Here is a 14,835-nt window from a genome sequence, read left to right as displayed (position 1 = left end):
CGTTTTTCCAAACAACATTTAGGGCGTGTCGTTAAAAGGGATTATATAGCGAATCGGTTTTATGTTTGCCAAATATTCCGCGCCGGCCGGTTTCAGCCTGATGTGCCAAACAAACTTTATTTCTGCTGCGGCTTGCTGCCTCGTATCAAAAATAAGTTTATTCGCTCTATATTTAGAATGAGGCCGTCTGAAAGTTAATGTTCGGACGGTTGGCCGGATAAGTGCGAACGCAGTTTTTTCAGTTCTTCCCACGCCTGCCTTTTCAGATGGGGCTGGCGGAGCAGGCGGGCGGGATGCGGGATGATGAAATAGGGGAGATCGCCGCATAACTCGCGGATGGTGCCGGTATGATGCGGCCGTTCGAAAATCTGCCCCAAAAACAGCACGGACAGGGCTTGGGAAGCCGCCAATTCGGCTTGAAGCTGCGGCAGCCCTTCGGCAATTTGCCGGGAAGAGGGTTCGGGGGTGAATACGGCGGCGGTTTTAACCCAAACGGTTTTGTATGCATCGGCAGGTTGAAGGCCGATAGACGCCAGCATGTTGTCGAGCAGAATGCCGGCATCGCCGCTGAACAGCCGTCCGGCCGTGCTGTCTTCCAAAGCGGGGCAAATGCTGACCACCATCAGGCGGGCGGGTTGGATATCTGCAACGGGAGCGGTGTTGGGAATGGCGGCGGATAGTGCCTGTGTTTGTTCGGCTGCGGGTGTTTCTACGGTGTTGGCGGGTATGTTTTCAGACGGCCCTTGAGAGCGGGCGGACGTGCCGTCTGAAAGCGGATGGCTTTTGCCGATTGCCGCCATGGCAGCCAAACGTGCATGGGAAGCCGTGCGTGCCGAAACAGGCTGATGTTCGGCGGCAGCTTGGGCGGACGGAACGGAAACCGCAACGGTGGTTGCGGTTGCGCCGGAAGCGGTTGCAGGCAGAACTTTCGCACCCTGCTTCAACCACATCGGCCCCAAGCCCAATGCTTCGTGCAAATGCAGATAACGGCTGCTTAACATGTTTTCTCCATTAATACGGCATCTTCGCGGCTGCCGTCGGGCAGCGGATAATAATGCCGACGGCGGCCGCATTCGCTAAAACCGTAGCGTTCGTATAAAGAACGGGCGGCATGGTTGGCGGCGCGCACTTCTAAAAACCATCTTTCCACCGGTTCGGTTTGAGCCGTCTGAAACCAAGCGTTCATCAGTTGCGAGGCCAAACCGTTGCGCCGTAAAGCGGGATCAACGGCAATCAGGTGCAGTTCGGATTCGCCGCATACGGTTTGCCATACGGCAAAACCGGCGATGGCGGCGGCGTGTTCATAAACTTTAACCGTATCGAAGCGGCTGTTTAAGGCCGTCTGAAATTGTTGCGCCGACCACGGCGAAGGATTGCACAGCGCATCAAGTCGGGCAAGCGCGGCACAATCTGCGGCAACGGCATCACGTATCACGGTTGGCCGCCTTTGCGCTCGGCCTGCTCTTTGGCGGTGAGTGCGATTTTGTTGCGCACATAAAGCAGCTCGGCATGTGCGGCATCGGTAGCTTGGTAACGGCCGCTTGCCGCCAAGTTGAGATAATCCTCGGCAGTCGGCATGGCGGAATGGCCGTTGAAGGGCGGTTTGCCGTCTAAAGCAAACGCATTGCCTATGCCTTGAATGTGGGCGTATGCGGCATGTTCGGGGGCGGTGATGTCTGCCGCTTTGCCGACTTGGTAGTCGCTCAAACGGCGGCCTGCGGCGGTGTCGAACCACGCATAAAACACTTCGCCCATGCGGGCATCGGTGGCGGCCAATACATAAGGTGCGCTGATTTGGAAAGCCACCGCATCCAAGCACGGCACGCCGATGAGCGGGGTATCGAAGGGAGTAGCCAAACCTTGTGCCACGCCCGTGCCGATGCGCAGGCCGGTAAACGCCCCCGGCCCTTGCGCATACACAACGGCGGCCAAATCGGCAGCGTTGATGCCTGCTTCTGCAAACAGCTCGCCGATCAGCGGCAATATCAGCTCCGACTGCTTGTTACCCGCTTCGATGTGGCGCATGAAAAGCTTGCTGTTTGCACGCAGAGCCAGTGATAAAAACGACGTGCTGGTGTCGATAGCCAGCACGGGGCGGTGGAAATCAATATACATGGTATGAAGAAAAAAGTTTTTCAGACGGCATTATATAGCATCAGGCCGTATGAAGCGTTAGCGTGCGGAGACCTTTGCAAAAACCCCATCTGCGGCTCATTTCTGCATGTATTCATAATTTAGGGCTTTGCACAGGTTCGGGCCGTCTGAAAAAATACAGAGAACGATAAAAGCACCATCTGTCGTATATCAGCCGAGCAAAGCCTGCACCGCCTTGCCGACATCTTCGGCGCGGGTAATCGCCGAGATCACGGCAATGCCGTCTGCCCCCGCTTGGCGGATTTCCGCAGCCGTTTCGGCCGTAATACCGCCGATGGCCACCAAAGGCCGCTCGAAACCGCTCCGGCGGATCTCGCGTATGCGTTCTATGCCCACGGTAGGATTGGGTTTTTCTTTCGATTGGGTGGCGAAAATCGGGCCGATGGCACAATAAGCCAAAGCAGCGTTGTGGCGGCTGGCCTCGATTTCTGCCAAGGTGTTGTGCGACAAACCTATCATCAGTTTGCCGCCGCAAAGTTCGGCAGCTTCGGCAACAGGCATATCGGATTGGCCGATATGAACACCGTCTGCCCCGACAGCTAAGGCCATCTGAATATCATCATCGATAAAAAACGGCACATGATATTGCCGGCACAAGTCCCGGCAGGCTTCCGCAAGCCGCAGAATGTGTTGCCGATCGTGCAGCGAGCCTTTGCCTTTTTCGCGCAACTGGTAACAGGTAATACCGTGTTGCAGTGCTTGTTCCAATACGCCCAGCAAATTGCGTTCGGGCGTACCGTTGAGATGATTGCAGTCTTGGGTGCCGGCAACCAGATAAAGATGTAAAGCTTGGCGGATGTTTGCCATGATGACTCCTATATATATATATATATATATATATATATGGTTGAACCACTTGCAGAGGTGTCAGCCTGTTTAAAATATGTGTGTACAGCGGGGTGTCTGTATAACCGCTGAACAAGCTGATTGACGATATGCCTAGATTATCCAACAGCAAAAGGCCGTCTGAAAAAAAATTTTCAGACGGCCTTTTGCTGTGCTCCGTCTTTACGATTTGATTACATAAAAATGAACAGTAGATTTTAATGAAAATAGGCTAAATACATGTTTTTATTCGATTTGTATAATCTTTGAAAATTTAGCTATATGTTTTATATGATTTTTATTTTACCTATCCTTTTCTTTGTTAAAAATAATATCAAAAGAAACTATACCGTTTTAAGTAAAAGTGGCACGGCAATTGCATGGTTACTGTGTGTTTATATTAATTATTGTTAAGTAAAGATTATTTTGTGCAATGATGTTTAGATAAAAGGCTGTTTTTTATAATAAACGTAATTTGTATAATCTTTCTTACTATCAATTTAGGTATAGATGAGATATTCATATTTTGATGGTAAGTGACAATAAACGTCAGTTTGGTTTTGGCACGGGAAGTTTGAGTGCGGCTGCCGGAAGACATAACCGGCGAAAAATAAAGGAAAAATGATGAATAAAAGTTACCGTAGTATTTGGAATGAAGCATTGGGGGCTTGGGTTGCCGTTTCGGAAATCGAGAAGACGAAGGGGAAGTCGGTAAGCGGCTCACAAACAAAAGCAGAAAGGCCGGGATATTTAATCTCTACGTTGCGCACCATACCATTTATGCTGGGTATGGCATTTGGGTTGAGTGGAGTGGCGAATGCTGAATCGGTAACGTGTAATGCGGTAACCAGTACCGGGAATAGGTCAAACAGTAATTTGACCTGTGGTATAAATGCGACTGCCGATAATCATCAGTCGATAGCGATTGGCTCAAATACCAGAGCACCCGGTGCACAGTCTATTGCATTAGGTGCGGATACCAATGCAAAAGGCAAATCTTCGATAGCCATCGGTGGCGATGACTTAACTGTTATGCCGCCGGATTTAAGAGATAAATATTATCAGCTAACAGGCAATCCTTTGGTGGGCAAACTTACATACCCTAAAACCACTACTGAAGACGGTGGTGTGGCAGTAGGGGTATCTACGATTGCGGGTAGATTGGCAACGGCATTCGGTTCGCGTGCCCATGCGCAAGGCGATGTATCGCTTGCTTTGGGTGTGGGTTCCCATGCCGATAAAGAGAATGCCGTGGCCATCGGTGCCGGCTCTACTACGGCAGGAGATGCCGCTGCGCCCCGCAATGTTGTAATTAACGGCATCACATTCAGTTTCAACGGTGGAATCAATCTGAAAGCAGGAGACCAAGTTTCTTTTGGTACTGTCGGTTTTGAACGCCAACTGCGTAATGTGGCGCCGGGCGCGGTATCGGAAAACAGCACAGACGGCATTAACGGCAGCCAACTTTATGCGGTGGCACATAAACTTACAGAAGTAGACCGAAACGTAACCACTTTGCAGGGTAGTCAGGTTCGCTTTTACAGTGTGGGTACCAACAATCTCACTTCGGTAGAAACACAAGGTAATTACAACAATAATGGCGCAACTGCAAGCAAAGCGATTGCCGCCGGCGTAGGTGCATCGGCAACTGCTGCTAAATCCGTTGTGGTGGGGAGCGATTCAACCGTTTCGGGCGAGCAGTCTGTTGCTGTCGGTTCGGAAAACTTGGTATCGGGCAGAGATACGTATGTACTGGGCAGCGGCAACCATAAGCCCGGAGCCAACACAGGGGAGAAGGATGCGATTACTGCCCACAGCAGTACGGTTGTCGGCAAGGGCAATACGGTTGCTGCTAATGCCGATGTGCATATTCAAGGTAACACTAATACGGTTACGCGCACGCACGCTTTGGTGATGGGTAGCGACAATACGGTAAGCGGCAGCGGAGCTGCCAATGAAGAACCTGCTATTGCTATAGGTTCTACTAATACGGTGTCTAATGACAATGCACTTGCCATCGGTAAAAGCAATACTGCATCGGCACAATCTTCTATCGCCGTTGGTGTAAATTCTCAAGCAACTGCCCGAAGCACGGTAGCCCTTGGCAATACCGCCAAGGCGACTGACGAAAACGGCTTGGCCATCGGTTCGTATGCCGAGGCGGGCAATTATGCTACTGCCGTCGGCTCGCAAGCCAGAGCTAAGAAAGCACATGGTGTGGCTGTGGGCACTACTACTTATGCAGGAGAGCGCGCAACAACAGTAGGCCGTTATTCGGCCTCTCATGCCGACAGCAGTATCGCGCTCGGCAGCGATGCCTTGGTTACTGCCGGTGCACACGCCGGTATTGCTTTGGGTTCCGGTTCTGTAGTGAGCGGAGCTTATTCGGGTGCGTTAAGCAGCTCTATTCAAAATAATCAAACAATCAACGGCAATCGAGCCATTGACCGCCGCAGCGTTGTGGGCGGTGCCAACAGCTATGCCATCGGTAATAAAAACATTGTCGGCAGCCGTTCCAACGATACGTTTATTTTAGGTAACAATGTCAAAATCGGTGCTGCGGGCGCAACTTTGACTACTGAAAATATTACAAAAGCAGAACGCACGGATACGGTTACTTTCCAAGGAGAGACGGCAGTTTCCGGCGCCGTTGCTTTGGGTAGCGATACCGGCGTAACCGTTTCAGACGGCGTAGCTTTGGGGCGCGGTAGCAAGGCGGCTACTGATAAAGGCGTTATCGGCACAGATCCTTTGAATGCCGTTGCCGATAAAAACGGTTCGGCTTGGAAAGCTACCAAAGGGGCGGTTGCCGTGGGTAGTGCAGCCGAAAATTACACCCGTCAAATTACCGGCTTGGCAGCGGGTACTGAAGAAACCGACGCGGTTAACGTGGCGCAGCTGAAGGCTGCCGGCTTTAAGTTTAATACTTCTGCTTCAAATGGGGGGGTAGTAGCGGGTAACCAAGAAGAAAAAGTTCAAAACGGCGAGCTGTTTACGGTTGATGCAGGCAAAAACATCGCAATTACCCAAAGCGGTAAGAAAGTGAGTATCGCCACCCAAGATAACGTTGCTTTTGACAGCGTAACCGTTGATGGTGTGGTGATCAATAATACCGGTATCAACGCAGGCAATAAAGTGATAACGGGTGTGGCGACACCTACTGAAAACAACCATGCTGCCAACAAAGCTTATGTTGACGGCGGACGCACACAGGTTAAATCAAGTAATGCGAGCATAGCTATCACTTCAACAGTAGAAAACGGTGCAAACGTTTACGATTTGTCGGTAGATACTTCTTTATTGGCTAAAGCCGACGGTACCAATCTCAATATCCAATATGGCGGCGACAACGGCTCAAGTGGCAGCAGTGCTTTGAACCAACCTGTTCAGTTCAACGGAACGGCTAATGAAATTGTAACGGAGGCCGCTAACGGTAGCGTAACGTTCAAACTGGCCGATACTGTGAAAAACCAAATCGAGGCGAATAAGGCTAAGTCGCAGCAGGCTTTAGATAAGGCTACCGAAAATACGGCCAAGATCGCAGAGAATGCCGCATCTATTCAGGATCATACAACCAAGCTAGCACAAAACCAAGCCAAGGCGGAAGAGGCTTCCAACAAGGCCGTTGAAAATGCCGGCAGACTTGACCGGCATGACACCTCTATCCGCGAGCATGCCGACAAGATTGCGGCAAACCAAACTGCAGTTGAAAAAGCTGCGGCCAAAGCTGTCGAAAATACGGACAAGATTGCTGAAAATGCCGCATCTATTCAAGACCATACAGCCAAGATAGCGCAAAACCAAGCTAAGGCGGAAGAGGCTTCCAATAAAGCGGCTGATAATGCGGGCAAGATTGATAGGAATACCGCATCTATCCAAGATCATGCCGCTAAAATTGCTGCGAATGAAACCAAGCTGCAAGAGGCTGCTGACAAGGCCGGTGAAAATACGGTCAAGATTGCCGAAAATGCCGCTTCTATCCGACAAAATGCAGACAAAATCGCCCAAGGTTTGAATTTTGAAGGCGATAAAGGCACACAATTCAAGCGTGAGCTGGGAGAAACGGTTGCCGTTAAAGGTGCTGATGCCAATATCAGTACCACTGCCGATAACGGTACGATTTCCATCGAATTGTCGAAAACCCTAGATTTGGGTGTCGGCGGCAGCATTACCACCGGTGCAACCAAAGTAGCAAACAACGGAATTACCCTCACCCCTGCCGACGGCGGCAATGCCGTGCGCTTGTCTTCAGACGGCCTCGACAATGGCGGTAAGGCCATCACCAATATTGCAGACGGCCAAAATGCGGGCGATGCCGTAACCAAACGCCAATTGGATCAAGTTGCCTCTGGCGGTTGGAATCTGCGTAACAATGCTCAAGAAAAAGATTTGGTAAAACAAGGTGATGTGGTGGATTTCGTAAACGGCGAAGGCACGACTGCGCTTGTTGAAACCACTGGCGATAATGCTTCTACCGTTAGATTCTCGGTGAACAAAACAGGTTTCAACATGAATGACGGTACGGTGACTGCCCAAGCTGCCGGTGATGTGTTCGCAACGGCAACCGATGTAGCCAAAGCCATTAACGATGGGGAAAAAACATCGTCTGTGGTTGCAGGCAACAACACGCGCGTTGAGGCTGCTGTTCAAGGTAACGATACGGCCTATACGGTTCATGCTGAAAAAGCTACTGTGTCCGGCTCGGATGCGGTGAAAGTTACCGCCGGACAGAAAAACAGCAGCGATGTTACCGACTATGCCGTTGATTTGACCGATGCTGCCAAAGAAGACATCAAAAAAGGCGTAGCAGCCAAAGAAGCGCTTGACGGCAAAGGTTTGGCCTTTAGCGACGGCAACGGCGGCACGTCTTCGGTTAAGAAATTAGGCGAAAGCGTTACCGTATCCGGCGACGGCAATATCTCCACCACAGCCAATTCAGACGGCATCCAAATCCGACTCAATCCCGAATTAACAGCCACAAGCCTGACTACCGGCGACAGCAAGTTGTCTTCAGACGGCCTCACCATTGAAGGCGGCCCGAGCGTAACCAAAGCAGGTATCGACGCCGCAGGTAAGAAAATTGCCAAAGTGGCAGCAGGCCAAGCCGATGACGACGCGGTTAATGTCGGCCAACTGAAAGACAGCGACAATATTGCCAAAGCCAACATGGAGGCCTTGGGCGGCAGCTATGACGCGGCAACCGATACCTACACCCGACCGAACTATGTCGTCAAAACTACCGAGGGTGTGGCGAAACCTGCCGTGCATACGGTTCAGGAAGCCTTGGCCGGTCTGAACGAAGAAATTGAAAAACCGCTGACGTTTGCTGCCGATAAGGGCGCAAACAGCACCCGTAAACTGGGTTCTACCATCGGCATCAAAGCGGGCAATTTTGCAGGTGCGGCTTCTGCCGACAATTTGGTCACCGAAAACAACGGCAACGGCGAAATTACCATCAAGCTGGCCGACAATCCCACCTTTAAAGGCAAGGTAAGCGCGAAAGGCTTGGATGCCGGCGGCCTGCAGATTACCGGCGTGGCCCAAGGCGAAAAAGGAACCGATGCGGTTAACGTAGATCAGCTGCGGCAGGCCATGAAAGACATTACGGTAGAAAATCTGGCTTTGGTGGCTGCCGATTCGCCGTTCTCGTATGTCAATAACGAAGGTGATCAGCTGGTTCGTAAAGTTGATGACCAAGGCAAAGCTTATTTTGTGAAAGCTTCCGACGGCCAAACACGCTATGAAGGTGATGATATTGTCGTGAGTGCGCTGAACGCTCAAGACCCCCAAACCAGCGTAGCCACCCGCGTAACCAATGTAGGCAAGGGTATCAAAGATACCGATGCCGTCAATACCGCACAATTGAAGGAAGTATTAACGGCGTTGGGCACCACTTTGGGTGAAGACGGCGCGTTGGTAAAACCGGTATATACCGTTACCCATGCAGACGGCACACCTGCGGCTACTGTGAATACGGTAGGCGAGGCGTTAGGCCATCTGAATGCTGTGCTGAAAGATCCGATTACCGTGAGCGGCAACACCAATAACGGCACCAGCACCATCGTTGCAGGCGGTTCCGACCAAAAATTGGGTTCCAAACTGCAAATCAAAGGTGCATTGGTTGACGGAGCATCTTCTTCAGCCGCCAATATCCGCACGGTGGTAACCGACGGGGCGGTGGAAATCCAACTGGCCGATGCCCCGACTTTTGCCGGCAAAGTGAGTGCCCAAGGTTTTGATGCGGGCAATGCGCGGATTACCGGCGTGGCCGAAGGCACGCACGCGGCCGATGCCGTGAACAAGGCCCAGCTCGATGCCGTGGCCGACAAAGTGAATGCAGGTTGGGATTTAACCGCCAACGGCAGCGGCCGCAGCAAAGTGGCTCCGGGCGCAAGCGTCGATTTGAAAAACACCGATAACAATATTGTTGTCAGCAAGGCAGACGACAGCAACGATGTAACGTTCAACTTGGCCGAAAACCTGAATATCCGAAGCGTTACCGCCGGCGACAGCGTGTTGTCTTCAGACGGCCTGGCCATCAACAACGGCCCGAGCATCACTAAAGCAGGCATCAACGCTTCCGGCAAAGCGGTAAGCAATATTGCCGCAGGTAAAGATGCCGCCGATGCCGTGAACGTATCGCAGCTGACTCCCTTGGCTCAAGCATTGGGCGTATCGGTTGATACCGGCAGCGGCACGGTAACCGCGCCTGCGTTTACCGTAACCAAAGCCGACGGCAGCCGATACGAAGCGGCCGACACCATTCAAGGTGCGTTGAACAACATCGGCAGCGAAATCCAAAAACCGATTACTTTTGCGGGAGACAACGCAGCAGGCAACTTCGGGCGTAAGCTGGGCACAACCGTTAACCTGAAAGGCGGTGCCGATGAAGCCAAACTGAGCGAGCGCAATATCGGTGTGGTCAGCAACGGCAGCGACACGCTGGACATAAAACTTTCTAAAGAACTCACCGGCTTAACCAGCGCCGAATTTACCGATGCGCAAGGAAACCGCAGCACGGTAAACGGCGGCAGCATCAGCTTTAACCATGCCGACGGCCAAAAAGCCGCCACCTTGGATTCAGACGGCCTGCGTATCCAAAACGGCCCGAGCCTGACCCAAAACGGTTTGGATGCTGCCGATACCGTTATCCGCAACGTAGCGGCAGGCAACGTGGGCGAAAACAGCAAAGATGCCGTTAACGCCGGCCAGCTGTATGCACAAGGCAAAGGTGTCGAAAAACTGTTGGGCGGTTCAACCCGCTACAACCCTGCCGACGGCAGCTATACCAACAACGACATCGGCGGAACGGGTAAAAACAACCTGCATGAAGCCATCGCCGCCGTACACGCAACCGCAGGTGCGGGCTGGAACCTCACCGCAGAAGGCGCGAACAGCAGCAATGTGGCCGCAGGCGAAACGGTTGATTTACGCAGCACCGACAAAAACATCGTGATTACCAAAACGGCCGAGAGCGACCAAGTGAGCTTCGATTTGGCCGATGCGGTTACTGCCGACAGCTTCACCGCCGGCGATACCGTTGTCGGCACCAACGGCGTGGCTGTGGGCGATAAAGCCGCGTTAACCGCCGAAGGCTTGACTTTGGGCAATGCCAAAAACGGCAAAGCGCCCGTTGTGCTCAATTCAGACGGCCTCAATAACGGTGGCAACGCCATCACCAACATTGCCGCCGGTAAAAACAGCAACGATGCCGTTAACGTATCGCAATTGACCCCGCTGGCATCTGCCTTGGGCATGGCTTTCGATGCGGCCAACGGCGGCTGGAGCGCACCGTCCTTTACGGTATCGCGCGCCGACGGCAGCACTTATCCGGCGGTTAATACGGTTCAAGGTGCGTTAGACCACATCGGCGCCGAAATCCGCAAACCGATCCGCTTTGCCGGCAATACAGGTGTTGCCGAGCGCAAGCTCGACGAAACTTTGGTGGTTAAAGGTTCGTTGGCCGACAACGCTCAGGCATCGGATCAGAATATCCGCACCAAAGTAGAAGCTGGTACGCTCACCATCGAATTGGCCGAAAGCCCCAAATTCGGCGGCGTTACCGTAAACGACAACGGTAAGATTACCGGTATCGAATTCGGCAACGTAGAAGAAGGCAGCAAAGAAGCGGTAACCGGCGGCCAACTGCATGCGCACGGCAAAGGCGTAGAAAGCATCATCGGCGGCGCTACCGTGTATAACCCCGATACCGGCACTTATACCCAAGCCGACATCGGCGGCACCGGTGCGGCTACCGTGAGCGATGCCATTGCGGCCGTGAGAAATACTGCCAACACAGGCTGGAGTCTCACCGCTCAAGGCAAAAACAGCAGCAACGTACAGCCCGGCGAAACCGTAGATTTGCGCAATAACGACGGCAATATCGTTGTTGCCAAAACCGATGCAGACGACAACGTTACCTTCGATTTGGCCAAAACACTCACAGTGGAAGCCGTGAAAACCGGCGCAACCAAAGTTGACGGCAGCGGTGTGGGCGTAGGCGACGATGTGGCGCTGACTTCAGACGGCCTCACCGTTAATAACGCAGCCAACGGCAAAACAGTGAGCTTGGGTTCTTCGGGCTTGAACAACGGCGGTAACGTGATCACCGGTTTGGCCAACGGTTTGATGGCCGAGGGCAGCCAAGAAGCCGTAACGGGCGACCAACTCTTTGCCGTAGATAAGAAAGTGGGCGAAAACACCGCAGCGTTAAACCGCGGTTTGGATTTTGCCGGCAACAGCGGCAACTTCAACCGCCGCTTGGGCGAACGCGCCACGATTAAAGGCGGCTTGGATAATACGGTTGCCGCTTCCGATACCAACGTGCGTACCGTGGCCGACAGCACCGGCAACATCCAAATTCTGCTGGCCGACGCCCCAGTATTCAAAGGCAAGCTCAAAGCGCAAGGTTTGGATGCGGGCGGTCAAAAAATCACCGGCGTGAAAGACGGCGAAGAGGCGGGAGATGCCGTGAATGTTTCCCAACTGCAACGCGCGCTCGACAACCAAACCATTACCCATCAATCACTGGTGCAGGCCAACTCGCCGTTCTCTTATGTGAATTCGCGTGGTGAAGTGTTGGCGCGTCAAGTTGACGAGAAAGGCAAGGAACGCTTCATCAAAGTGGTGGACGGCACGGAATATACCGAAAAAGATATTTCGATTTCATCGCTCAATCCGCTTGATCCGCAAACAGCCGTGCCAACCGTGGTAGGCAACATCGCCGACGGTAAGAAAGACAACGATGCCGCCAACATCGGCCAGCTGAAAAATGCCGTCAAAGCATTGGGCGGCGGCGCGGCAGTCAATGCCGACGGCAGCATCAAAGACCCCGTGTACACGATTGCCCGCAATAACGGCGGCCGCGAAACCGTGAACAACGTAGGCGATGCGCTGAATCTGTTGAATGCCGAACTCAACAAGCCGTTGACGTTCGTGGGCGACAACCAAGAGGTTAAAGTGGTACGCAGCCTCGATACCGAGTTGGCCGTAAAAGGCGGAGCCAACGGCAAGCTGACTGAAAACAATATCGGCGTAACCGGCAGCACCGACGACAACAGCTTGGTTATCAAGTTGGCCGAGAACGTGAATCTGGGTGAAAACGGCAGCGTAACCACAGGTAAAACCGTTGTGAACAACAGCGGTGTTGCCGTGGGCGGTAATGTAGCCCTGACTTCAGACGGCCTCAAAGCAGGCGCAGTAACCGTGAGCCACTCGGGCATCCATGCCGGCGGCAAAACAATTACCGGTGTGAAAGCCGGCCAAGAAGCCACCGATGCGGTAAACAAAGCCCAGTTGGATGCGGTTCAGGCCGCGGCCAGCAGCAAAGTGGCCGCACAAGGCAACCTGACCGTGAAAGAAAACACCAATGAAGACGGCAGCACCACTTATACATTGACTACTGCCGACGACGTGAATTTCAGCAGCGTAACTTCGGGCAAAGGCGCCAATCAGGTGGTACTCGACGATAAAGGCGTGAACGTAGGCGGCAAAACTTACCTGACCGCGCAGGGCATCAACGCCAACGGTAATAAAGTCAGCAATGTCGGCAAAGGCAGCATCAACGCCGACAGCACCGATGCCGTAACCGGCAGCCAGCTGCACGGTACCGCCTCTTCGCTGGCCAAACTCTTCGGCGGCGACGCAACGGTAAATGCCGACGGTTCGGTTCAAATGAACAATATCGGCGGCACCGGAGCGGCTACGGTTGAAGAAGCGATTAAAGCCGTTAATCAAGCCGTGGTAGTCAGCAAAGTTGCCGTGGTACAAGGCGACAATATCGTGGTAGACAAAGCCACCAATGCCGACGGCAGCGCAACCTACACAGTATCCGCTGCAAAAGACTTGAAGCTCGACAGCGTATCGGTGGGCGGCAACACAACCATCAACGGCAACGGCATCAGCATCGCCAACGGCCCGAGCCTGAACGCCAACGGCTTGGATGCGGCAGGTAAAAAACTGACCAACGTGGCCGACGGCGAAATTTCCGCCACCAGCAAAGAGGCGGTTAACGGCAGCCAGCTGTATCAGGCTTACCAAGTGTTGGGCGGCAACAATACCTCCATCAATATGCAGGATGCGCCCGGCACCACCGGTTCAGACGGCAACACTACGCCTGCCGGCACGGTAACCACCGTAGTAACCAACCCCGACGGCACGCAAACCACCACCGTTGAAACCAATCAGAAAGTAGCGGTATCCACCGACAAAGGCGGCAACCAATACACATTGGTTACTTATAACGTTGAAGGGCAAAACACCTATGTAACCAACGACGTGATTCAAGCCATCGGCAAGATGAACGAACAAGGTATCAAGTTCTTCCACACCAACGACGGCGAAGTGAAAGCGGTTGCCCAAGGCAGCAATAACGAAGACTCAAGTGCTTCAGGTGCTTACGCCACCGCCATCGGTTTTCAGACGGCCGCCAGCGGTCAGGGTGCGGTAGCATTGGGCAACACCTACACTCTGGTTGATAAAGACGGCAAAGAAATCCAAGGCAGCGACGGTAAAGCCAAGCAGCAGCGCACCCAAGCAACCGGTAAAAACGCCGTAGCCATCGGTACAGGCTCGCAAGCCAACAATGAAAATACCATCGCCATCGGTACGGGTAACATTGTAAACGGCAAGAACGCAGGTGCCATCGGCGACCCGTCGGTTATCAACGGCAACAACACTTATGCCGTGGGTAACAACAACACCGTAAACGGCAGCAATACCTTTGTGTTGGGTAACAGCGTAACCGAAACCATCGATAACTCTGTGGTATTGGGTAACGAAGCGGCAGCCAAAGGCGTGCACAAAGCCGCAACGGGCAGCCACTACACCTATGCAGGTGCGAATGATGCCCATGTTGCCGGCGTGCAGGATGTGGTCGGCGTTGTCAGCGTCGGTAAAGAAGGCCAAACCCGCCAGATCCAAAATGTTGCCGCAGGCGTGGTATCGCCCACCTCAACCGATGCCGTCAACGGCAGCCAGCTCTACCATACCAACGAAGCCATCAATCAGGTCGGCAATCAAGTGGTTAATGTAGGCAACTACTTGAACCAGCGTATCGACGACATCGAATCGAAGTCTAACGCCGGTACGGCGGCGGCAATGGCGGTTGCAGGCTTACCGCAAGCCTACTTGCCGGGCAAGAGCATGATGGCGGTATCCGGCAGCACCTACCGCGGCGAAAGCGGCTATGCCGTAGGCTTCTCCAGCATTTCCGATAACGGAAACTGGGTGGTTAAAGGCACGGCAACCGGCAACTCGCGCGGTCATTACGGTGCAACCGCAGGTGTGGGTTATCAGTGGTAATCAGGCTTTCAGACGGCCTTATTAAAGAGGCCGTCTGAAAACAAAAAGGAAATC

5 protein-coding genes and 1 pseudogene are annotated in these 14,835 nt (G+C 53.0%); 2 read left to right on the top strand and 4 right to left on the bottom strand.

The window, feature by feature from the left end:
- Positions 1 to 194: 194 nt before the first annotated feature.
- From LVJ88_RS10270 to thiE, 4 genes are all read right to left on the bottom strand, one after another.
- Positions 195 to 1,001, bottom strand: a complete 807-nt coding sequence (locus tag LVJ88_RS10270) for a uracil-DNA glycosylase family protein (RefSeq protein ID WP_085417836.1) — start codon at positions 999 to 1,001, stop codon at positions 195 to 197.
- Positions 995 to 1,435, bottom strand: coding sequence for a ribosomal protein S18-alanine N-acetyltransferase (gene rimI / locus LVJ88_RS10265; protein WP_054599643.1), 441 nt, complete (start codon positions 1,433 to 1,435; stop codon positions 995 to 997). Before rimI ends, LVJ88_RS10270 begins: the two co-directional genes overlap by 7 nt.
- Positions 1,432 to 2,115, bottom strand: coding sequence for a tRNA (adenosine(37)-N6)-threonylcarbamoyltransferase complex dimerization subunit type 1 TsaB (tsaB, locus tag LVJ88_RS10260; protein ID WP_085417835.1), 684 nt, complete (start codon positions 2,113 to 2,115; stop codon positions 1,432 to 1,434). The genes rimI and tsaB overlap by 4 nt, the downstream gene beginning before the upstream one ends.
- Positions 2,116 to 2,304: 189 nt before the next feature.
- Complete coding sequence (gene thiE / locus LVJ88_RS10255) at positions 2,305 to 2,961, bottom strand: thiamine phosphate synthase (RefSeq protein ID WP_085417834.1); 657 nt, start codon at positions 2,959 to 2,961, stop codon at positions 2,305 to 2,307.
- Between the two features lie 639 nt (positions 2,962 to 3,600).
- Between thiE and LVJ88_RS12665 the strand changes: the two are divergent.
- Both LVJ88_RS12665 and LVJ88_RS10250 read left to right on the top strand, forming a co-directional pair.
- Positions 3,601 to 3,963, top strand: a pseudogene (locus tag LVJ88_RS12665) (ESPR domain-containing protein); the annotation flags it as partial.
- Positions 3,964 to 4,062: 99 nt separating this feature from the next.
- Entirely contained in the window at positions 4,063 to 14,781 is a 10,719-nt protein-coding gene (locus tag LVJ88_RS10250) for a YadA-like family protein (RefSeq protein WP_244694156.1), read from the top strand.
- The last annotated feature ends 54 nt before the right edge of the window (positions 14,782 to 14,835 follow it).

Origin of the sequence: Neisseria dumasiana (assembly GCF_022870885.1) — a bacterium.
In the GTDB taxonomy this organism is placed as follows: Bacteria; Pseudomonadota; Gammaproteobacteria; order Burkholderiales; family Neisseriaceae; genus Neisseria; species Neisseria dumasiana.
The sequence above is the reverse complement of the archived record's forward strand: the minus strand, read 5'-3'. Positions and strand labels throughout refer to the sequence as shown.

Excerpts from the sequence above, each read along its gene's own strand:
- LVJ88_RS10270 (WP_085417836.1), bottom strand. The coding sequence starts at position 1,001 with ATGTTAAGCAGCCGTTATCTGCATTTGCACGAAGCATTGGGCTTGGGG.
- tsaB (WP_085417835.1), bottom strand. The coding sequence starts at position 2,115 with ATGTATATTGATTTCCACCGCCCCGTGCTGGCTATCGACACCAGCACG.
- thiE (WP_085417834.1), bottom strand. The coding sequence starts at position 2,961 with ATGGCAAACATCCGCCAAGCTTTACATCTTTATCTGGTTGCCGGCACC.